This is a genomic window from Methylocystis parvus OBBP, from assembly GCF_027571405.1.
Lineage (GTDB): Bacteria > Pseudomonadota > Alphaproteobacteria > Rhizobiales > Beijerinckiaceae > Methylocystis > Methylocystis parva.
Genome location: NZ_CP092968.1, coordinates 2585573 through 2607601, shown reverse-complemented (window position 1 = coordinate 2607601; position 22029 = coordinate 2585573). Strand labels below are relative to the sequence as shown.

Genomic DNA, 22029 nt, shown 5'->3' with positions numbered 1-22029 from the left:
TGCAAGAATCGGCATCAGCGGACGCCCCTTCCCCTGTCCCGCGACGACGGCAAACGTGCATCCACGCAGATACACAGACGGCGTCATCATTGACTGCGACATAGCCCTGAAGCTATATGAAGGCCGTTAGGTTGCATCACGCTTCGAGATGGCGTTTCGGGCTTTCGGGTCCAAGTCTAAGGCGGAGTCGCTAGCACCAGCGATCCACATACAACGGTGATCCAATGGGTCGAAAGCTAGATGAAGTCGTCGCGAAGCTGCCCCGCGGCCGACAGGAGCAAATCGAGGCGCACTTCCTGGATCTGCGAGATCAGGTCGACGGGCTGCGAGAGCTGCGCCAGATCGCCGGCAAGGCTCAAGGGGATATTGCAACCGCGCTGAACATCAAGCAGCCGTCCGTGTCGAAGATCGAGAAACAGACGGATATGCATCTGTCGACGCTGCGAAGCTACGTGGAGGCAATCGGCGGAAAGCTTGAATTGACGGTGAAGCTTCCCACTCGGCCTGCGCTTCGTCTCCAGAATTTCGGCGATATCGGCGCAAAGCCGGACCCGACTGTTCATACAGTTGCTCGCCGTCACAAGCGTGCCAACGAACGATGACTGGAACCGCCTAATGCACCGGCCTGCACAAAATCAGCACGGGGGACAAGATGGCTGAAACTCAGATCGAGTGGACGGACGCCACTTGGAATCCAGTCGCGGGCTGCTCGATCGTCACCGCTGGTTGCACTCATTGCTACGCCATGGAAATGGCGAGGCGCCTTGAGGCTATGGGCGTGGAGAAATACGCCAAGTTGACCCGCAAAACGGGGAAACGCACGGTCTGGAATGGTGTCGTTCGGGAGGACCGCGAGTCGCTATCGATTCCTCTCCGTTGGCGCAAGTCCCGTAAGATATTTGTAAACTCGATGAGCGACCTCTTCCATGAACGGGTTAGCGACGCCTTCATCAGTGACGTCTGGCAGGTCATGCGCGAGACACAGCATCACCACTACCAGATTCTGACGAAACGTCCCGAACGCATGGCTAAGCTGGTGGCCACTCACATTGGCGAGATCTTGCCGAATGTCTGGCTCGGCACCAGCATCGAGAACTCGGATGTGGTCGAACGCGTAGGACACCTGCGCCAGGCACCGGCGGCCATAAGGTTCATCTCCTTCGAGCCTCTTATTGGTGCCGTCGGTCGTGTCGATCTTCGCGATATCCATTGGGCGATCGTCGGCGGCGAGAGTGGGAAGTCAGCTCGGCCAATCCGTGAGGAATGGATCGACGAAATACATCTGCAGTGCCTGTCGGCAGGAACAGCCTTCTTTTTTAAACAGTGGGGCACCTGGGGCAAAGACAATAAAAAGCGCTCAAAAAGAGCCAACGGACGCGAGTATCGGGGACGGACCTGGGATGAGATGCCCACCGTTCCCATCGCTGTTCCTTAAAGGGGCCATCGAGGGATTGGGGGCGAGGTGGTAGAAAAACCATACGAATGGGCTGATGGTGCGAAGCTTGAGGAGCATTCCAAGCGCAAGCACAAAATCCTGCGCGAATACGTCTTCGATTATCTCAGCGTCCGCTGCAGGCTGCCGCAGCAGGAACGGTTTCGGCTTGCAATCGTGGATGGCTTTGCAGGCGGCGGACGATACCAGTGCGGGACACCTGGATCACCGCTGATATTCATCGAAGAATTGCAGCGCGCCGTCGAGGCGGTAAACACACATCGGTCGGTACAAGGCCTTGGCGCGATCGAGGTCGAATGCCTTCTGATCTTCAATGACGCCAGTCGCGATGCCATTGAATTGTTGAAGACACATGTCGCGCCGATGCAAGCTGCTATCGCTCAGACGTGCCCGAAGCTGCACCTGCGCGTCGAGTATTTGAACGAATTTTTCGAGGCTGCATATCCGAAGATCAAGATACTCCTTGAACAAGGACGGTATCGGAGCGTTATCTTCAATCTAGATCAATGCGGCGACAGTCATGTCGAGAGGGATACGCTCCTCGACATCATGCATTCCTATCCCGCTGCAGAAATCTTCTACACTTTTATGATCAGTTCACTGCTCGCTTTCCTGCAGAAGAACCAGCCAGAGCAGCTGAGAACACGGCTTGCTCATCTTGGGCTGACGAGCGCGAGTATCGATGCGCTCAATGGTTTGATGAGCAAGAACGATTGGCTCGGAACTGCGGAGAAGATTGTCTTCGACGCCTTTCGCTTATGTGCGCCCTACGTGAGTCCCTTCTCTATCAACAATCCTGGCGGATGGAGGTATTGGCTGATCCACTTCGCCAACGCCTATCGGGCACGGCAGGTCTACAACAACATCCTTCATGACAATGCGAGCCTCCAGGCGCATTTCGGTCGCTCGGGCCTCAATATGCTATCGTATGACCCCAGACACGATGAGGGAATGCTCTACTTGTTCGACGATAAGGGTCGGGCCTCCGCGAAGAACCAACTCTTGGGAGACATCCCACGCCTCGTGACGGAATCCGGCGATGCCATGTCCGTAATCGACTTCTACGAGAGCATTTACAACATCACTCCTGCTCATGCGGAGGATGTCCATGCGGCGATCATCGAGAGCCCGGATTTGGAGGTGATCACTCCCGCAGGCGGCGAGAGGAGGAAGGCAAATACGATCGGCGTTAACGACGTCATCAAGGTGAAAACGCAGCGAAGCTTCTTCCCGATGTTTCTCGACGCGGCGGCAAAAAAGAAAGGCAGCGAGGAGTGACTGCTCGACGCCGCCAAGATCCCGAATGGCGCGGATTCGAGCGTTTGATTGCGCGGATCGAGGCCGACGCCGGCCCCGCGGGCATTGTCGTAAGGTCCCCTGACCGGATCAAGTGCAGGGTCACTGGCCGGCTACGCGAGGTCGATGCGAGCATCCGCACGCGAGCCGGGACATCGGAGATCCTCATCACGGTAGAGTGTCGGCGGAGAAGCAAGAAACAAGATGTCACCTGGATTGAACAGCTGGCGGCCAAACGCCAAGCAATCGGCGCAGACCGCACCATAGCAGTCAGCGCATCAGGCTTTTCGCCCGAGGCCGAAGCCGTAGCACTACAGCACAGCATTTCGCTTCGGCGGGCGTCGGAATTCTCAGTCGCAGATATCAATCAACTCTTGAAGCTGGATTTCGTGATCTTCTGGCACAAAGCGTGTGCCCTTGCTGGGGTGGGTATTCGGACCTTTCGCCCGGACGAGTCTGGCACAACACCACCGGATGAATTCGACTTCGCTCTGCCAGAAAATACTGACTTATTCGCATCTATCTTCCGCAACACAGACAACGGCTCGACTTGGTCACTCAATGATGTTTGGCAGGAAGTTCAAGCGGCACTGAATCCCTTCGGCGACATTGCGAAGGGCGCACCGCCGATCATTCGAACCGCGCGTGTTCCATATTCCGGCAACGTAGTGATCCACCATGGCGGCGACACTCATCTGCTAGGTCACGTTTTCCTGGGGGTGGCTCTTTGGATAGAGCCAGAAATGGTCCCTCTCGAAGATGCACAAAGAGTCGAGTACGGCTCGTCCGAAGCACCTGCAATTCAGCGCGTCGAGTTCGCTTCGCAGCGAACCCTACCTCGAGATTGGCACATCTCGTTACAAATGCCCAAGGACTCAACCGATATCGCCGATCTCCGAACTGGCGGCAATTGGCCGGACAGCGAGGAATAGATCGTGAGCATTCAAGACACACACCAGTCAGGCGAGCGCCCATCACTTCCCAATCCAGACCGCTATCGTAATCCCGACAATGATTCTCGCGGGCCATATTTGCTTGCCGATCTCACGGTTCATGGGGTGCGGCCACGCCTTCAATACGACTGGAGAGGACATCTTCCTCCGAATGGCCGGCACTGGCGGTTCACTTTAGAACGGGCGCAAACCGAAGACACGGACGGCCGAATCGTGTGGCCGGCCAACGGCGGCCGCCCCCGTTTAAAGCGCTATATTTCGGAACAACAGGAAGCGCTGCGCAACCAAGATGACGCTCCGGGGGCAATCGTAGAACGTGCCCTGCGTTCCATGTTGCAAGCCTTAGCTCAGGAAATCGTTCGTAGCCCCGATTACCTAGTGCATGTCGAGTGGCGTGACCTTGAACGATTGCTGGGCGAGGTTCTTTCGGGATTGGGATTCGACGTTCTGGTCACGCGCCCCGGACGTGACGGCGGCTTTGATTTGGAACTTCGTTGCGTCGAGGCCGGTCAGCCTGTGATTTATCTGGTTGAGATCAAGCATTGGAAGGCGCCATCGAGACCGGGCTCCGACATTCTGGAGCGCTTCTTTGAGGTGGTCATGGCGTACGGGGCGAGCCGCGGTCTCCTCGTATCCAGCTCCGGATACAGCGTACCAGCGCTTTCCGGGCGTTCAGAAATCGCCCGGCAACTCGTTCGTTTGGGGGATGCCGACAAGATTGTCGCCCTCTGCCAGTCGTATGTCAGGCATCGGATTGGAGCTTGGACTCCTACCGACGCTCTCCCCAGTATTCTATTTGCAGATACCTTCTAGCCGCCCTCAGCAAGGCGACGAAAAGCCAATGCTCGAAAGCACGAGCGCCGCTCAAACAGTAACGCAGCAACAAGAAGTAGCTCGATGTTCGGACCGCAGCATCTGAAGCAAGTCATCAAATACCTCGACGGCATCGACTACGCTTTGTCTCAACGGATGCTCCGGAAGCACCCGCCGGACGAGCCGGCTCTCACCAATGAGCTTTGCGCCCTACTCGATGCAGAAACCCAGCGGAGTGAGGAGAACCCCCCCTATAGCTTGGATCAACTCAACGCGGATCTCGCCTCCCTTGGCGACGGCCTCGACTTCGAAGTCTCGATCGATACGTATCCTCATAACACGGCGATGGAGCGCCACGTCTCGCAATCCGATTTTGGTCTCGTCCTCACCTACGAAAATCATATTCTGCCCAACGAAAGCTGGTCGACGGCGTATCTGATTCAGGCGAAACGGCTCTTTCGGAATCCGAATTCTGGCGAGTACGACCAGCGCGCAAGCTTCCAAGCCGTCGATACGCAGCAGCGAGCCCGACTCGACCGGCTCGCTTCGATTCTTGGCGAGGGCGCGCTTCTGTATGGCCTCTATTGCCCACAAACTCCGAAGATCCCAGATACAACCCGTACCCAACTGCGCGCCCTCCACACGCGAAACTTAAGTCGTCAGATCTTCGATTTCGGGACCGGGTTAGCGCTAAGAGACGCCTTAGTTAACAACGGTGGAATCGACGCCGGCATCTGGCTTCGATCAATAGAGGGTAAACCTACTGGCTTAGTTGGACTGCACGATGAAGCATTTCGTTCGGCTCTGCCGTTCACCTGGTTCATCATCGAACACTTTACTCCGCGCTCACATCATGGACCTTTCTCTGGCTTGATGCGAAGCGGTCCAATTCTGGCCGAGCCGCGCGCCAATGACCGCGTCAGAAGCATCGTCACCGGAGACCAACAGGCAATCCGCGATCTGATCGATGAAGTACACGAGGCTGGCGAGGAAACCGTAGCACCCACTACCATCACCGTGCTTCCGCGTCATACGATCACCGTCAAGGTGAGTGTTGGAAAATCGCTTCCGCCCGATAGCGCACGCCTTCAGATTGACTGAGCCGGCCGGATCCGCAGGCGTGTGTCCATCTATCGGGATGCGGCGTTGAGCATGCATCCCGCAAACGCTTCTAATGTTGGAGCCGCTCTATCACCTTCAAACGCTTCAACGAATCGGCATCTGACCGATCCGCACTAAATGGTTGAAGACCTCAACCTCCCTTTCTTCCGATTGGAAGCTTGGGCCGTGCGCCTCAAACTGCACAGACAACAGGCTGCCCGCTCCAGCCGGCTGGGAAGTGTCGCTGGCATCGCTCCGTGGACGGGGGGACGCCATTTACCAGCTATCCCTTTCATGGCCCAGCGCGAACACCGCCCTTGTCGAAAGAGCTTCCTCTGGTTATATTACTGGAAATACTAGGAGGCAAACCATCAGCAAGGCTCAGCGACGTGCGATCCAGAATTACCGCTCGCGGCTCGGCGAACGCGGGCTTGCGCGCTTCGAAGTGCTTGGTCGTGACGCTGACCGCGACCTGATCCGATCTATCGCTCGCAGGCTCGCAGAAGACACGCCCGAAGCCTCGGAGTTGCGCGCCACTGTCAGCAAGTCGATCTCTGGGGAGCCGCCGCGCAAGGGTGGTATTCTTGCTGCGCTCCGGCGCTCTCCGCTTGTTGGCGCCGATCTTGACCTGACTCGCCCCCGCGAAGAAGGGCGCAAGGTCAAGATTTGATGCGCTTCCTGCTCGACACAAATATCATCAGCAACGTCACCAAGCCTACGCCATCGGCGGCGCTGTTGGATTGGCTGGCGGAGCAGGCTGACCAAGACCTCTATATCTCTTCCCTAACCGTAGCCGAAATCAGCCGAGGGGTGCTTGAGAAGCCCGCCGGCAAAAAGCGACGGGAGCTTGAGAAGTGGTTCGAGGGACCGGACGGCCCCCAAGCACTCTTCGCCGGCCGCGTGCTTCCTTTCGATGAAAAAGCTGGTCTGGCATGGGCCAAGCTCATGGCCGACGGAAAAGCTCGTGGACGCTCCCGCAGCGCACTCGACACGATCATCGCTGCCATCGCCGAGGCGAACGGCTGCGTCGTCGTAACCGACAACGAAAGGGACTTCGAAGGCGTCGAGATCATCAATCCGCTTAGGGGGGCCGAATGAGCGGAGCAGCGGCAGGAACTCGCGATCCCGGCGGCTCCAAGTGGCATCGATGGGACCCACACATCCATGCCCCAGGCACCGTCCTAAACAATCAATATCGCGGCAGCGACGCGTGGGAGAAATTTCTCGCGCAAGTCGAAGCCTCTTCCCCGCGCATCCGCGCGCTCGGGATCACCGACTACTACAGCGTCGACGTCTATGAGCAGGTCGTCGCACACCGGAAATCAGGCCGTCTGCCCGAGGTTGACCTCATCTTTCCCAACGTTGAGCTGCGATATGGCATTGGCGCTGCCAGTGGCTCACCGATCAACTTCCACCTCCTCGTTTCGCCAGACGATCCAGAGCACGTGGAGCAGATCCGCAGATTTCTGCGCTCGCTGACCTATACCGCCTATGGTCAGCCCTTCCGCTGCGAGCGATCTGACCTCATTCGCCTCGGTCGTGCTCACGATAAGGCCGTTACTGACGACAATGCGGCGTTCGCCGTCGGAGCCAATCAGTTTAAGGTCAACCCTGACGAGCTCCGCACGGAATGGAAAAAGAACCCGTGGGTGCAAGATAACGTCCTCATCGCCGTCGCGGCGGGAAGCAATGACGGCACGTCCGGGCTCCAAGGCGATCCATCGCTCGCCACTCTTCGCAAAGAGATCGAGCGCACTGCGCACGTCATCTTCTCGTCGAATCCCAAGCAGCGGGCATTCTGGCTTGGACAGGGCGCCGTGCCGGTCGCCAAACTCGTCTCGGACTGGAATGGCACGAAACCCTGCTTGCACGGCAGCGATGCCCATAGTCCGGATCGCGTCGGTGTGGTCGAAAAGGACCGGTATTGCTGGGTCAAGGGTGACCTCGCTTTTGAATCTCTGCGCCAGACATGCCTTGAGGCAGAAACGCGCGCCTTTATCGGTCTCGCTCCGCCGCGCGGCGCGCTGCCGTCTCAGGTGGTCACTGCAATCGAAGTTACGGACGCGTCATGGCTCGCTACGCCACGCACTCCTCTCAACGCGGGCCTGGTCGGCATCATCGGCGCACGAGGTTCAGGCAAGACCGCCCTGGCGGACATCATCGCCGCCGGAGGGGATGCCCTCTCTCCCCACCTCAGCGAACGGTCCTTCATCCGCCGAGCCAGAGACCACCTCGGCGAAGCATCTGCCCGCCTCACTTGGGAAGACGGCGATCCGACGTCCAACGAATTGCGCCATGTCGAGATGGAGGATTTCTACGACTCGCCGCGTGTCCAGTACCTTTCCCAACAGTTTGTCGACAGCCTCTGCTCCGCGGAAGGCGTTACCGATGAACTCCTCGCAGAGGTCGAACGAGTTATTTACCAGGCTCACCCGGCCGAGGACCGGATGGGAACGACCACTTTCCGCGAATTGCTAGACCTACGCGCCGCGCGGGGTCGCGCCCTCCGACACAGTCACGAAGAAGCTCTCGCCGATGCTGCCTCGGAGCTGAACGTCGAACGCGATCGAAAGGCCGGACTGCCAGCGTTGCACAAGCAGCGCGGCGAAAAGGCCGCATCCATCGCGAAGGACAAGCGAGACCGCAGCAGCCTCATCGGTAAGGGCGGCGAGGAACGAGCCAAGCGTCTTGATGAAGTATCGACAGCGGCAGAATCCGTCCGCTTCCAGGTCGAACAGGCACAGCGCAGGCGGCAGGCGCTTCTGGCTCTCAAGGACGAAGTAGAGGACACTCGCAAAACGAAGGCGCCAGCACGCCTGCGACAGCTCCAACAGGCCCATTCAGAGTCGGGCCTAAATACCGACCAGTGGAAGTCATTCCTCCTAGAATTTTCTGGGGACGTCGACACCATCCTCTCGACCACGATTAAGGCCATCGACGGACGCATCAAGGGCCTGTCCGGACCCGCCGTCGGCGAAGTGACAGTCGCGACGGGAGCGCCGCCGTCAAGCGCCTCGCTTCTTTCGGAGGGGATAGCTCTCACCCAAAATACGTTGAGCCTCTTGAACAAGGAGGCCGCGCGCCTCCGTGCGCTGATCGGCATCGACACCGAAAACGCCAAGGCCTTCGCTCGCCTGTCCGAGAAGATTTCTCGCGACGAAGCCGCGCTCGCAAAGCTCGACCGCGATATCGAGGTCGCGCAGGGCGCCGACGAGCGCATAAAGGAGCTGATCCAATCACGTCGTGACAGCTATGCGTCCATATTCGACGGCATTATCGACGAAGAGCGCGAGCTGTCGGCGCTCTACGCGCCACTCAAAGCGCGGCTCGAGGCTGAGGAAGGAGCGCTAGGAAAGCTCTCCTTCTCGATTCGCCGTGTGGTGGATGTCGGCGCCTGGGCGCAACAGGGTGAAGACCTTCTTGACCTCCGCAAGACCGGCCCCTTCAAGGGGCGCGGCTCCCTTCTGGCAGCCGCGAGATCGGATCTCCAGGCCGCGTGGGAGACTGGCTCTAGCGCCGAAGTCGCCGAGGCGATGGCCAGCTTTCGCGAGGCCAACGAGAGAGGTCTTGTCGAACATGCACAGGTCGAGCGGAGCGACGCTTCCGCGTTTCGGGAATGGGCCGGCCGCATCTCGAGCTGGCTGTACAGCACAGACCACATCACGGTGAGCTACGGTGTCCAATATGAGGGCGTTGATATCGAACAGCTCTCGCCTGGCACCCGGGGCATCGTTCTTCTGCTGCTCTATCTCGCGATCGATCGCGACGATGACCGTCCCCTGATCATCGATCAGCCAGAGGAAAACCTCGATCCCAAGTCGATCTTCGACGAGTTGGTCGAACGATTTCGCAAGGCCAAGCAGCGCCGCCAGATCATCATCGTCACACACAACGCCAACCTGGTGGTCAACACTGACGCCGACCAGGTCATCGTCGCCACCTGTGGGCCCCATCGCCCCGGCCGGTTGCCGGAGATCACCTATCAAAGCGGCGGTCTGGAGAACCCCGAAATCCGCCGTCTGGTCTGCGAGATTCTGGAAGGCGGTGAAACCGCGTTCCGAGAGCGCGCGCGGCGCCTGCGTGTGCAGATGTAGAACGAGGCAGCTAAATGGAGGGGCACAATTTCGAAAACCTGAAGGCGCATATCCTTCCCCTCTCCGTGTCGCAAAGCTTCGACACCGCGCGCACCGAATGGTCCCTGGTCGCGGTGGAGATCAGCGAAGAATTTGACCACTGCCCATGCGGACAGGAAATCAAAGAGCACTGCTACATTCGCAACCATCTCAACGGCAACGAGACCTATGTCGGCAATGTCTGCATCAACCGCTTCATCCAGATTGACACCGGCAATCTGTTCGACGGGCTTAAGCGGATCGCGAAGGACTTAACCGCTAACGCCAACAATGACCTCATCGAGCATGCCTACCGTATGGGCTACCTCTACAGCGAGAAGGAATACACAGTCCTGAAGCAGACGATGCGAAAGAGAAATCTCTCAGACGCGCAAATCGCGTGGAAGACCAAAATAAATAGGCGGATCGTTGCTCAGACCGTGGTTAGGAAACGCACTGTGAGATAATGATTATCCGTGCCGCCGCACGAAAACCAATGAGCGCAACTCTCGGGGGGAACGCGCGCACATGTATATTGAACAACTTCTTTTAACGAACTTCCGTTGCTTCGGTCCAGCGGGCACATCAATCGATTTGACGAGCGGTCTTACGACCTTCGTGGGCGTCAATGGCGCCGGCAAGACCGCTGTGTTGCAAGCGCTTCAACGACTCTTTGGGATCACCGGCGAGCAACGACGCGTTCGTCGCCAGGATTTCCATATCCCCGCAGCCGAGGCCGGCCCACCGCTCCAGCGCGCACTCGCTCTCGAGGCAATTCTGGCGTTTCCGGAACTGGACGCGGGGGGCGCCAATGCCGGGGCGATCCCGGAATTCTTCCAGCAGATGGCGGCCGACGATGCCGGGCGTCTTAAGTGCCGGCTGCGCCTCGAAGCGACCTGGACCGACGACGGCTCGCTTGAAGGCGCTCTTGAGCAGAAATACTGGGCTGTTCGGACCTTCGGCCCCTTCGCCGAGGCCGACTGCATCGAGCTAAAGGCGCTCGACCGCGCTCGCATTCAAATGATTTATGTGCCCGCGTCACGTGATGGCGCCTCCCAGGTAACAGCCTTCCTGCGCGGCCGTCTTTGGCGCGCGATCAATTGGTCGCAAGGTGTTAGACAAACCTTTGCCGATGCCGGTGCCGCCCTCAATGGCGCATTCGCCGCGGAGCCGGCCGTCGATATCGTCGTGGGCGCGGTCACACGGCGTTGGCAGCAAGTCCACACGGCAGGTACCGACACGACACCGCTGTTTCGTCCAATCGACTTGCGCTTCGAAGAGGCCATCCGCAAGGTCGAGGTTGTCTTCCGTCCCGACGAGGCAGGCCGCGAGCGAGCGCTCGACGATCTCAGCGACGGACAGCGTTCGCTCTTCCATCTCGCGATGACAGCCGCCACCCTGGACATTGAAGCCAATGTCGCGGCGAACGCCGCCGCAGGCTTTCAGCCGGGAGGCGTTCCCCTGCCAGCTCTCACGCTTATTGCGGTGGAGGAGCCGGAGAACAATCTCGCCCCGTTCTACCTGTCACGCATCGTTCGCCAGATTGAAGAGCTCACCGCCGGGCCGCGAGCGCAGGCGTTGATCTCGAGCCACTCGGCAAGCATTCTTGCACGCGTTGATCCCGCTCAGGTCAGGCATTTCCGGCTGAACCCAGCCGATCGCACGGCGCGTGTGCGCGCGATCCGTCTTCCGCCAGACCAAGAGGAAGCATCAAAGTTTGTGCGCGAGGCAGTTCGGACCTACCCAGAGCTTTACTTTGCACGCTTTGTGGTGCTGGGTGAAGGCGCCTCCGAGGAAGTGGTGTTGCCACGCCTCGCTGAAGCGATGGGTCTCGACATCGACCGCTCGTTCGTGGCCGTCGTCCCACTCGGTGGTCGTCACGTCAATCACTTGTGGCGATTACTGACAGACCTCGACATCCCATATGCAACGCTTCTCGATCTCGATTGGGGCCGCGATGGCGGCGGCTGGGGACGCATCAAGACTGCATGCACCCAGCTCCTCGCAGTGGGCGTCAATCCACAAGCAATCTTCGGTCGACACCTTAACCCCGCTGGTCCGGCGGCCAATCTCGCTGCATTCGACGCTCTGCTTCCTCAGAATGTCGCCGACATGAACACTTGGATTAATTGGCTGCGCCAGTTCCAAGTCTTCTTTTGCACGCCACTCGACCTCGATTACTCGATGCTACAGGCGTTCTCGGCAGCCTATCAAATTCCCGAGCCCGGACGACAAGGTCCATCGCAACGGGGAAATCCGCGCACCGCCGTTCTCGGCGAGGAAGGGCGCCATGGCCTTTACGGCGCGGAGCATGAGCAACTGCTGCGCTGGTATCGCTATCTGTTTCTCGGTCGAGGCAAACCCAGCACCCACGTTCGCGTACTCAGCGGCCAGACCTCACAAGCGCTGACGGCTGGAGCGCCGTAAGCGTGATGCGACGACCGCGGATCAGTTGAGGCCGCAGCATTTCTTGTATTTTTTGCCTGATCCGCATGGACAGGGATCGTTGCGACCGACTTTGCCGAACGAAGTGGATGTGAGCGGCGACGATACTGGCGTCATGTCGCCGAGATCATGGCTTTCGAGACGCCATTTATTGAGGGCCAAGACGAACGGGCCGATCAGTTCCGTCGCGGTTGATGCGAGGGCGTCATGCTCGAGCTTGGAGAAGCGCGCGTCGCCTCGAGCGATATCGGCGAGCGTCAGCAAGCCCGACATGGCTTTGGCGGTATCCAAGTCCGCATCGAGCAACGGTCGCCATGCAGCGGGGCGAAGCTTCACCGCCTTTTCGAAGCCTTCGATCCACAACTCCCAAAGCACATCGCCGTTGCGATCATCGATGGCGAAGTAAGGCGCATAGGTCCCGGGCCTCTCGAAAAGCCGTTTCGCGAGATCATTGTAGTGCGCCATGACGAGCGCCAGCACTTCGTTCAGGTGAGCCATCGAGTCGAAGGCGGGCGCCGCCTCCTCGTCCGTCTGCCCCCAGACGACCGGCAGCCATTCGCTCGGCGGGATCATCTCCGGACAAACGAGCACGCCGGCGACGAGCCCATCGAGTTCTTCCAGCAGCATGGCCTCCTCGCCCATGTCGAGGAGAGCGCTTTTAAGCTGCCCGAGATGGCGCGGCGGCTTCCGCATGAGGCTTCCATTTCCAGGGAAGGAGATCATCGATCCGGTTGATCGGGTGATCGGCGATGCGAGCGATGACGTCGGCGAGCCAGGCTTCCGGATCGACGTCGTTGAAGCGCGCGGTTTCGATCAGCGTATACATGATCGCCGCCCTTCGCCCGCCCTCGTCGGAGCCGGCAAAGAGGTAGTTTTTTCTGCCCAATGTCAGGGGCCTGACGGCACGTTCGGCAGCGTTGTTCGTCATCTCGAGACGTCCGTCGTCGACGTAGCGGATCAAGGCCATCCAGCGCGAGGTCGCATAACGGATGGCCTTGGCGAAGTCGCTCTTGCCGCTGATTTTGGCCAGCGTCGCGTCAAGGAAGGCGCGGAGTTCGGCAAGGACGGGAGCCGATCGTTCCCGGCGCGCGGCGACGCGCTCGGCCGGCGGCTTGCCTTTGACGCCGGCCTCGATGACGAAGAGCCGCGCGATGATGTCGAGCGCTTCGGCCGCCGCCGGCGATTTCGTTTCGATATGCACGTCGTAGAGCTTGCGCCTCGCATGCGCCCAGCAGGCGACCTCCTTCAGCGGCGCCGGCGCGCCGGTTTTCGGATCGGCCTCGTAAAGGCCGCCGAAGCCCGTGTAGCCATCGGCATGGAGATGGCCGCGACAGCCCTTCAGCAAGGCATGGGCGTGCTCGGACGTGCGGTCCGGCGAGTAGAGGTAGAAGGCGGCCGGCGGCGCCGTCGACCCATAGGGCCTTTCATCGCGCACCGCCGTCCATAATCGGCCAGTCTTCGTTCTGCCGCGTCCCGGATCGAGCACGGGCACCGTCGTATCGTCAGCATGAACGGCGGGACCGCCGCGCACGTGACGCGCGATGCACTCGGCCAGCGGCTCCAGCAGCGCCGCCATATGGCCGACCCAGCCGGCCATGACCGAGCGGTCGATCGTCACGCCTTCGCGTGCGTAAATGCCGGACTGGCGATGCAACGGAAGGTGATCGCAATATTTGGCGACGATGACATGAGCCAGCAGCGCCGGCCCCGGCCGTCCCTTCTCGATCGGCAGCGTCGGCATGGGCGCCTGAACGATCGTCTCGCAGGCGCGGCAGCTCATCTTCGGCCGCACATGCGCCACGCGCTTGAAGTGCGAGGCGACATATTCCAGCATCTCGCGCTCGTCGACGCCGACCCGTCCGAATTTGCTCCCGCCGCAGGTCGGGCAGACGCAGGGCGCGTCGTGCACGACCGTCTCTAGCGGGAGATGGTCGGGCAGAGGCGCACGAACGGACGGCTTCTTCGGGGTCGATGACGAAGCGCCGTTTGTGGTCGCTTCGCTTCGCGCCACGCGCCCGGCGTCGCTCTCCTCCATGTCGCCGATCAAGAGTTCGAGCTGTTCGATATCGCGGTCGAGCTTTTCCGACGAACGCCCGAAACGCGCGCGCCGCAAAACGGCGAGCTGCATTTTCAGCTTCTCGATCAGCAGGGTCTTGGCGTGAACTTCCGCGGCGAGCGCCTCGGCGAACCGTCGCAGTTCGGTGGGGTCTTCGGGCAAATCGGCAGCGGCGCGCGACATGGTTTTGTCTACCACAAGACACGCGTCGGCGCAGCTCGAGAATGCATGGATTCTAAAGGAAGACCGGGCGTTCCGGCGCTTCTGGCGCAACCGTCCGCCGCCAGTCGATCCCCTCGATCAGCAAGGCCAGTTGCGCCGCCGTCAATTGCAACGCGCCCTCGACGATCGGCGGCCAGACGAACTTTCCCTTCTCCAGCCGCTTGGCGAAAAGACACAGGCCCGACCCGTCCCAGGTCAAGATCTTCACGTAATCGCCGCGCTTGCTCCGGAACACGAAAGCCGCGCCGGAGAAGGGATCGTTGCGAAGCACCTGCGCCACGTCGGCGGCGAGTCCGTCGAAACCGCGCCGCATGTCGACGGGCTTCAACGCCAGATAGACCTTCACCCCCGGCGCGAACTGAAGCATCAAAGGTCACCCAGCGCCGACAACACGCGGCGCAGAGCCTCAGTGTCCACATCTGCGTCGAGCGACAAGCGCGCGCCATTCGGCAGGCTGACTTCCATGGCGCCGCGCCGCACGTTCTTGCGCGACACCCGCGCCGGCGTGGCGGCAATCTTCGCCACCGGCGCCGACGACGGCGGCAGAGCCGGGCTCATCGGAGCCGGCTTCAACTCCAGCAGCTCGACGGGAACGAAAGTCTGTGCGGCTAGCTCCGGCGACATTTTCGCGGGCGCTGTCTCTTTCGCCGGCCCCCGCCGGCGATCCAGCCAGCCTTCGCGCGAACGCCGCAGCCACTTGAAAACCAGATTGGCGTTCAATCCGTGCCGTCGCGCGACAGCCGCTACGGACGCGCCAGGCGCCAACGCCTCCGCAACGATCCGCTGCCGCTCCTCAAGGCTCCACGTGCGCCGCTTGACGCCATCCTTCGCCGCCGACATTGGTGTCCACCTGTTCGATGGTGGACACCTAACCAACTCCATATGCGTTCCGGTAGGCGGTCGTCAGATCACGCATACGGAGCGCCGGAAGAATTACGCGCCCTTTTGACCTCGATCTCGACGCGCCTTGCGCCGCCGCCACCTCCACCGCAACAGAACCAAAACCACCCCCCGGCGGCCTGACCATGGCGCTCGTCCGGCCAGAAGACTGGCGCCCACGGGACATCGAAGACCTTGAACCTGATGCGTGGCGGGCATTGCGTCAGCACGGCTCCGCCTGCGTTGTTGCGGGACCTGGCGCCGGGAAAACTGAGTTCCTCGCCCAACGCGCCGCGTTCCTGCTTGAGACCGGCCTCTGCCCTGCGCCTTTCCGCATCCTCGCGATCTCGTTCAAAAGCGACGCCGCCGACAACCTGGCTGCACGGGTGCGCAAGCGTTGCTCACCAGAGCTTTCGCACCGCTTCACTTCATTGACCTTCGACGCCTTCACAAAGAGCCTGGTCGATCGGTTTCTGACCGCGATACCAACCGACTGGCGGCCTAGCCGGCCGTATGAAATAGCTTTTCCCAACTTTCGCCAGGTAACAGGCTTCCTTCAAGATGCGCTTTTTGCGGCTCCCAACCCACAGAAAGCGGAGGTTGCCGCTCTTAGTGCAGGTGATTTCGAGTCTCACTACGTCGGGGCATATCGGCTTCCATTCGTGCGCGCACCAGCACAATCCGGAACCGAACTGACCATCCAGCGATGGTGGTCGAGCCAGCTCGGCACCCAACCTCGGTCGAGCATAACGTTCGTCAGCCTCAATCGGCTTGCGGAGCTTCTGCTGCGTGCCAGCCCCCATATTCGACGGGCGCTGCAGCTCACATACCCCTTTGTCTTCGTCGACGAGTTTCAGGACACGACCTACGCGCAGTACGACTTCCTGCTTTCGGCATTCCAGGGCGCCGACGTCGCCATCACCGCGGTGGGCGACGACAAACAACGGATTATGACGTGGGCGGGCGCGCGAGCGGATGCTTTTGAGCGTTTTGAAGCTGACTTCGCAGCAGTGCGCATCCCGCTCCTCTTTAATTTCAGATCCTCGCCCGATCTCGTGCGCATTCAGCGCGTGGTCGCCCGAGCCCTAGATCCGAATGCTGCTGCTACCGTCGCTCAAGCCGCGCGGCTAGTCGATGGCGACGTCGCCCAGGTCTGGAATAGCCCCACCAAGGCCCGTGAGGCCGACCACCTCGGCCGATGGCTCGCGAACGATATGGTCGCTCGCGGTCGCGCACCTCGGGACTACGCCATTCTCGTCAAGCAGAAGTCTGACGACTTCGAGGCCGATCTCGCCGAACCGTTCGCAAGGGCCGGCTTGCGACTTCGCAACGAGAGCCACGCGCTCGGTCGCACGACGTTGCAGGATCTTTTGACCGACACATTTTCGAAGCTCGCTGTGGCGCTCCTCCGCCTGGGATCAACTAGGCGCGCTGCGGCTGCCTGGCAACTCCCCTCCGCGGCCTTGCTCGAAATCCGCGCCATCGCAGAAGGCGACGACAACGGGGAAGCTCGCACTGAGGACGAGCTAACAATATTCGTTGCGGCGCTGCGCGCCGACATGGCGAACACGCCACCGTCTGTGGCCAGCGCGCAGGCGTTCGCCGATCGGATCTACGCATTCTTGAATCTAGCCGCTGTCGCGCGGACATATAACGAATATTCGACTGGCGACCTTCTCGCCATCATGGCGGATGCATTCAGGCTCCACCTCGCCGCCTCGGCGAACGGAGCGCAGACATGGTCAGTCGCGCTCGACGTCTTTGAAGGCGTTGGTCAGATTCCATTGATGACGGTCCACAAGAGCAAGGGCCTTGAGTACGACACGATCGTCTTTGTTGGCCTCGACGATCAGGCATGGTGGGCGCACAGGCCCGGAAACCCAGAGGGCCTCGCCACATTCTTCGTGGCGCTCTCCCGCGCGAAGCAGCGCGCAATCTTCGCATTCTGTCGCGAACGCGGACAGCGGCAGCGCGTCGCCGAGCTGTTTCAGCTTCTAACGGACGCCGGTGTGCGGGAGATCGCGATATGAGCGGGCCGGCAGACCTCGCCGACCGCCTTGCTGCGATCATTCAGCAGCGCGCGACCAATGCTCAGATGCCTTCTCTTGGCCTCAGCGTCGGCCTTGCCATTCCACCCTACGAGGAAGGCGTAAGCAAGCGCGACCGGGCCCGGGAGGCGCTCGCGGGCAAGAGCGCGCGAGAGCTCGCGGAGGTCGCCCGCCGCATGGGTGTCCACCTTGGCGACTACGCCTTGGAAGAAGTCGGTCTTGCCCTGCTGGAGGAAGGCACGGCTCCGATCACGGAGATTACCCGGCGCGATGTCGCCAAATGTTTCGGAGACGATTTGTGCGGCGAACAGGACGTAGTCGCGCTTATCGGCAGGCTTTTCCCGATTCAGAACGTCGCGGCTGAGTTCTTCTCGGGCCGAAGTCTAGCGCACGACATCGAACAACACATGGTCCGAAATCCTGGCGATTGGGATGCCGAATTTCTGTTTGAGCAGATCGGCGCCTTGAAGTGCTCGCGCGATCGCTTCGGCCGTCTGCTCGAAGCGGCCCTGCATCCTCTCGGCCGCCGAGGACGCCATCAAATCGAGTTGGTCGAAGCGCTCAACCGAGTGCTGCGGCGCGATGGGTACGTCCTGAGCATTGTCAACGAAGAGTCTGGCTATCCTATCTATCAGCTTCAGCCATTAGGCCGTGGCCCGACCGGCTCCCCCAAGAATCTCATCTTCGCATCCAACGGCCCCAAGCCGGAGATTGGCTTCAGCGACGCGATCAACAACGATATCGTCATTCTATCAAACGCATCGAGCTGTCTCGTTTACGATCGCCCTATAAGGCGCGATGGGCTGTTGTGGAGCGAGCTGGTCGAGTGGTGGCGCAGCATACAGGGCGTCGGCGCTGACGATGCGGCCCGCGCACTCGGCCTTCGCCTGCGTGCATCCCTCGCCTCCGACGCCGAACGCAATCTGTTCGATACATACTTCAAACTCTATCGGCCGAAGCTCGCCGATGCGCTCCCGGCCATTATCCCGCAGGTCTATCTTCATTATGATCCAGCCGTGGTGAAGCTCCTGCGCCACCGCCAGGGGTTGCCCCGTCAGCGCATGGATTTCCTTCTGCTGCTGCCGAATAACCAACGCGTCGTCATCGAGGTCGACGGAGCACAGCATTTCAGCCGCGACGGTGAACCCTCGCTAAGTGCCTACGCGGAGATGGTTACGGCAGACCGGGATTTGCGACTAGCAGGCTATGAAATCTATCGCTTCGGTTCGAATGAGTTGGTCGGAGCTGGTGCCCCTCTCGTAATCGAAAACTTTTTCAAACGTCTCTGGGCGCTCCACAAGTCCGCGCCATCGACGTGACGCAGCGAGGATGAGTCCTGAATGAACAACAATGCCCGCTATGATCTGTCAGACCGGCTGATTCATTTCTTTCGCGCCGTGGACACGCAGAATCCGAACACTCCGACGCTTCCGGAACATTGGAGCTTTGCCTCGATCGAGAACTTCGACGAGCCTCTTTCTCCATTCTTCCTCATGCGAAATGTCGTGCGTCAGGGCCGAATTTGGGCGACGTGGTCCGTTCGAAGTGGCCGACGCACGGTTTACGGTCCGGATCCAGCAGTTTGCTTTACGGAAATGCCGATTGCGGCGTTTGTTGAGGCTGGAATTGCACGCGCGGCCGCGGGCCAAGCAATGAGTCCCTACGGCCTCGTTCTGCCAAAGGCTGCGATGTTCCAACTTGGCGCGCGGCCGGTGATCTACGGCCTGAGTGGAGATATCTCGGTCACCGACGAACCTTCGGGTGCCCGGATTATCGCCCCCGAGCAGCTACCCGCGCACGAACAATACCGGTATGTGACCTACAATCCGGCTAGCGCACGGCCTATCGATTGGACACACGAGCGCGAGTGGCGCTGGCCGTTGCGGGACGCTCCCGAAGCGAACCCAAACGACCTTCCCCCCGACATCGAGAATCTCTACGGGCTGGAGCTGGATCACGAGCAGCTCCACGGGATTGGCGCCATCGTCAAGACAACCACTCAAGCCGAGCAGTTGATCTACGATATTCTCACCAAAGTTGATCGTGGTGATATCGACGAGAATCGCTATGATTTCGTCCTCGCCTTGGACTCAGTCGCGAATGTTGCCGATCTTCGGGACAGGCAGGCGCTTCAGGATGCAATTGATGCGGCCCGGATCGACCTCGCTCCTTATTTCGCCATCAAGAAGCCACGCGCAGAGGCGTTATCGGAACAGTTCCGAAAGCTAGTGAAGAGCGTCGAAGCCGACGCCGACGCGCCTCAGGCTGGTGAATTTGGCGGTTGTTGGCTGTGGATCACCGATAATGGGCATGAACTGACACGCGCGTTATTGAGATGCGAGCATGTCAGAGTGACCAAGATGGGTAAATACATCGCCGAATTGTATGAGTTCTCCGACATGCGAAGTCTTGCCCAGCGGGAAGATATGACCCGCGAGCTCGCGCGACGGCTGAAGGCGCGGTTCGACGTCCATGCGACCTATCTGTCGGTCATTCCAGACGATGATCCCGATGGCGTCCCTTTCTACAATGGCGACGAGCTGGATGACCGCAAATTCTATAATTATAGCGATGACGAAGACGATTATTGAACTCTACGGATTTTGGGGGAAAGCCTTCCCCAACGACCGAGCCAAGGTCTCGGTCGCCCCCTTCTGCGGGGACACCCCGCAACGCCCCTTAGAGTGAGAGCATGGACTGGATTTCCGTGACGGGTTGAGGGCTGGGAGAGAGACTTCCGGCGCCCGTCATGGAGATGACCCATGACCCAGGTAGATATTCTGGACGCCGCTCGCGAACATGTCGGCGGCTATAAGGTGGACGTAAGCCGCGGCCAGCGTGTCGGCCGCGTTTCCTCAGAGTGGTTCTCACGGCCAGCGGACGAGCGTTATCTGTCCCTGTCGGAGCTGTTCGCGACCGTGCGCGGTCGGACTGAACGCAGTCGGACCCGCACCGTCGAAAGCGCGGCGATCCGAGTGGAGGCCAGCCGCGACGACGCCGAGCGCCTGGCGCTGATGATGCCCGGCTCCGATATGCCAATCGCTCCAACCCACTGGAGCTTCGGCCAACTTGCCGGCCTGGTCGGCGCACCGGCGGCCTATCTGCGACAGCTTCCCGCTCCGCTCGCTGGCATCAATCTTCAATACGGGCTGACCGCCCATCGCACAGAGCAGGTGAAGACGCTGGAGATCGAAGACGGACGGGTCGAACTGCGCGCCGTCACCGGGCCCGACTATGGCCGCATCTTCGATCATGAACTGGTCGCGGCCGTCCAGCGCATCGCAGGCAACGGCACCGGCGACACGCGCTGGAAAGTTCCGGGCGTGCTCGACTGGTCGACGGGTGTCTACAATCCGCGCGTAGACATCACCCAGGACACGACGACGCTCTATGCGTCTGACCGCGACGTCTTCCTCTTCCTGGTTGACGACCTCAACCCGATCGAGGCCGGCAAGCTGCCCGACGGTTCACCCGACCTCTACTTCCGCGGCTTCTACTGCTGGAATTCCGAGGTGGGCGCGAAGACACTCGGGATGGCGAGCTTCTATCTCCGCGCAGTCTGCCAGAACCGCAATCTCTGGGGCGTCGAGGATTTCGAGGAGATCACCATCCGCCACTCGAAATACGCCGCTTCCCGCTTCGCGCATGAGGCAGCGCCGGCGCTAACCCGTTTCGCGAACTCCTCGCCGCTGCCCTTCGTCAACGGCATCAAAGCGGCGCGGGAGAAGATCGTCGCGCGTTCGGACGAGGACCGCAGCGACTTCCTGCGCAAGCGCGGCTTCTCCAAGACCGAGACGGCCAAGATCATCGAGACCGTCCTCACCGAGGAGGGCCGCAAGCCCGAGAGCGTCTTCGATTTCGTCCAGGGCATCACCGCTGTCGCGCGAGACAAGACCCAGCAGGACGCGCGGCTCGACCTGGAGGCGCGGGCGAAGAAGCTGCTCGACCGGGCGGCCTGATACCCGGAAAGCCGGAGATACGGAACCGCGTGTTTCCGGCTTCGTGCCTTTCCGTTTCTCCTGATCGCCGGTTCTGCGGCGCCAATATTGACGTCACGCAAGACACGACGACGCTCTACACCTCGGATCGCGACGTGTTCTTGTTTCTCGTCGACGATCTCAATCCGATCGAAGCCGGAAAATTGCCGGACGGCTCGCCCGACCTCTTCTTTCGAGGCTTCTACTGCTGGAATTCCGAGGTCGGCGCCAAGACGCTCGGCATTGCGAGCTTTTATCTGCGCGCCGTCTGTCAGAACCGCAATCTCTGGGGCGTCGAGGATTTCGAAGAGATCACGATCCGCCATTCCAAATACGCAGCTTCCCGGTTTGCGCATGAGGCGGCGCCGGCGTTGACGCGCTTCGCCAATTCGTCGCCCCTGCCCTTCATCAACGGCGTCAAGGCCGCGAGAGAACGGATCGTCGCGCGCAACGACGACAATCGCACTGATTTCCTACGCAAGCGCGGTTTTTCGAAAGCTGAGACCGCGAAGATCATCGACACCGTGCTGGCCGAGGAAGGGCGCAAGCCCGAAAGCGTCTTCGACTTCGTGCAGGGAATCACAGCGATTGCGCGGAACAAGACGCATCAGGACGCAAGGCTCGATCTCGAGGCGCGCGCAAAGAAGCTCTTCGAGCGCGCGGCGTAGGTTCTG

19 protein-coding genes and 1 pseudogene are annotated in these 22029 nt (G+C 60.4%); 16 read left to right on the top strand and 4 right to left on the bottom strand.

What is annotated here, in order from left to right; translation table 11 throughout:
• Positions 1 to 224 precede the first annotated feature (224 nt).
• The 11 genes from MMG94_RS12665 to MMG94_RS12615 all read left to right on the top strand — a co-directional run bounded on the left by MMG94_RS12665 (position 225) and on the right by MMG94_RS12615 (position 12155).
• Positions 225 to 602 carry an XRE family transcriptional regulator gene (locus MMG94_RS12665; protein WP_016921075.1) on the top strand — a complete coding sequence of 126 codons (378 nt, stop codon included), beginning with the start codon at positions 225 to 227 and terminating at the stop codon, positions 600 to 602.
• 50 nt (positions 603 to 652) lie between these two features.
• Positions 653 to 1435 carry a DUF5131 family protein gene (locus tag MMG94_RS12660; RefSeq protein ID WP_016921076.1) on the top strand — a complete coding sequence of 261 codons (783 nt, stop codon included), beginning with the start codon at positions 653 to 655 and terminating at the stop codon, positions 1433 to 1435.
• A 27-nt stretch (positions 1436 to 1462) separates the two neighbouring features.
• Entirely contained in the window at positions 1463 to 2731 is a 1269-nt protein-coding gene (locus MMG94_RS12655) for a three-Cys-motif partner protein TcmP (RefSeq protein ID WP_026016419.1), read from the top strand.
• Positions 2728 to 3681: a restriction endonuclease gene (locus tag MMG94_RS12650; protein WP_026016420.1), complete on the top strand. Its 954-nt coding sequence runs from the start codon at positions 2728 to 2730 to the stop codon at positions 3679 to 3681. Before MMG94_RS12655 ends, MMG94_RS12650 begins: the two co-directional genes overlap by 4 nt.
• A 3-nt stretch (positions 3682 to 3684) precedes the next feature.
• On the top strand, positions 3685 to 4515 hold the full coding sequence (locus MMG94_RS12645; protein ID WP_154419749.1) for a restriction endonuclease: 831 nt from the start codon (positions 3685 to 3687) through the stop codon (positions 4513 to 4515).
• A gap of 84 nt (positions 4516 to 4599) precedes the next feature.
• Positions 4600 to 5616: a hypothetical protein gene (locus MMG94_RS12640; RefSeq protein WP_016921081.1), complete on the top strand. Its 1017-nt coding sequence runs from the start codon at positions 4600 to 4602 to the stop codon at positions 5614 to 5616.
• A gap of 370 nt (positions 5617 to 5986) precedes the next feature.
• Positions 5987 to 6286: a hypothetical protein gene (locus MMG94_RS12635; protein WP_026016421.1), complete on the top strand. Its 300-nt coding sequence runs from the start codon at positions 5987 to 5989 to the stop codon at positions 6284 to 6286.
• A complete protein-coding gene (locus MMG94_RS12630) occupies positions 6286 to 6714 on the top strand; it encodes a PIN domain-containing protein (protein WP_016921084.1) in 429 nt (142 codons plus the stop codon). The genes MMG94_RS12635 and MMG94_RS12630 overlap by 1 nt, the downstream gene beginning before the upstream one ends.
• Entirely contained in the window at positions 6711 to 9710 is a 3000-nt protein-coding gene (locus MMG94_RS12625; protein ID WP_016921085.1) for a TrlF family AAA-like ATPase, read from the top strand. Before MMG94_RS12630 ends, MMG94_RS12625 begins: the two co-directional genes overlap by 4 nt.
• Positions 9711 to 9724: 14 nt before the next feature.
• Positions 9725 to 10195 carry a hypothetical protein gene (locus MMG94_RS12620; protein WP_016921086.1) on the top strand — a complete coding sequence of 157 codons (471 nt, stop codon included), beginning with the start codon at positions 9725 to 9727 and terminating at the stop codon, positions 10193 to 10195.
• 61 nt (positions 10196 to 10256) lie between these two features.
• Positions 10257 to 12155, top strand: coding sequence for an ATP-dependent nuclease (locus MMG94_RS12615; protein WP_016921087.1), 1899 nt, complete (start codon positions 10257 to 10259; stop codon positions 12153 to 12155).
• A gap of 21 nt (positions 12156 to 12176) precedes the next feature.
• Here MMG94_RS12615 and MMG94_RS12610 read toward each other — a convergent pair whose 3' ends face one another.
• Genes MMG94_RS12610 through tnpA form a run of 4 tightly spaced genes read right to left on the bottom strand, consistent with a single transcriptional unit; the run spans position 12177 to position 15291 of the window.
• On the bottom strand, positions 12177 to 12866 hold the full coding sequence (locus MMG94_RS12610) for a UPF0149 family protein (RefSeq protein WP_016922177.1): 690 nt from the start codon (positions 12864 to 12866) through the stop codon (positions 12177 to 12179).
• Entirely contained in the window at positions 12832 to 14412 is a 1581-nt protein-coding gene (gene tnpC / locus MMG94_RS12605; RefSeq protein WP_016922178.1) for an IS66 family transposase, read from the bottom strand. Before tnpC ends, MMG94_RS12610 begins: the two co-directional genes overlap by 35 nt.
• Positions 14413 to 14464: 52 nt before the next feature.
• Positions 14465 to 14818, bottom strand: coding sequence for an IS66 family insertion sequence element accessory protein TnpB (gene tnpB, locus MMG94_RS12600; RefSeq protein ID WP_016922179.1), 354 nt, complete (start codon positions 14816 to 14818; stop codon positions 14465 to 14467).
• Positions 14818 to 15291, bottom strand: coding sequence for an IS66-like element accessory protein TnpA (gene tnpA / locus MMG94_RS12595; RefSeq protein WP_016922180.1), 474 nt, complete (start codon positions 15289 to 15291; stop codon positions 14818 to 14820). Before tnpA ends, tnpB begins: the two co-directional genes overlap by 1 nt.
• 185 nt (positions 15292 to 15476) lie before the next feature.
• On the opposite strand from tnpA, the gene MMG94_RS12590 reads away from it, so the two are divergent.
• The 5 genes and pseudogenes from MMG94_RS12590 to MMG94_RS12570 all read left to right on the top strand — a co-directional run.
• Positions 15477 to 17360, top strand: a complete 1884-nt coding sequence (locus MMG94_RS12590) for a UvrD-helicase domain-containing protein (RefSeq protein ID WP_016919701.1) — start codon at positions 15477 to 15479, stop codon at positions 17358 to 17360.
• Positions 17357 to 18697 (top strand): AbiJ-related protein, encoded by a 1341-nt coding sequence (locus MMG94_RS12585; protein WP_016919702.1) that lies wholly within the window; start codon positions 17357 to 17359, stop codon positions 18695 to 18697. Before MMG94_RS12590 ends, MMG94_RS12585 begins: the two co-directional genes overlap by 4 nt.
• Positions 18698 to 18718: 21 nt before the next feature.
• Positions 18719 to 19969: a DUF4427 domain-containing protein gene (locus tag MMG94_RS12580; RefSeq protein ID WP_016919703.1), complete on the top strand. Its 1251-nt coding sequence runs from the start codon at positions 18719 to 18721 to the stop codon at positions 19967 to 19969.
• A 171-nt stretch (positions 19970 to 20140) separates the two neighbouring features.
• Positions 20141 to 21337: a hypothetical protein gene (locus MMG94_RS12575; RefSeq protein ID WP_016919704.1), complete on the top strand. Its 1197-nt coding sequence runs from the start codon at positions 20141 to 20143 to the stop codon at positions 21335 to 21337.
• 86 nt (positions 21338 to 21423) lie between these two features.
• Positions 21424 to 22023 (top strand): annotated as a pseudogene (locus MMG94_RS12570) (hypothetical protein); the annotation flags it as partial.
• Between the last annotated feature and the right edge of the window lie 6 nt (positions 22024 to 22029).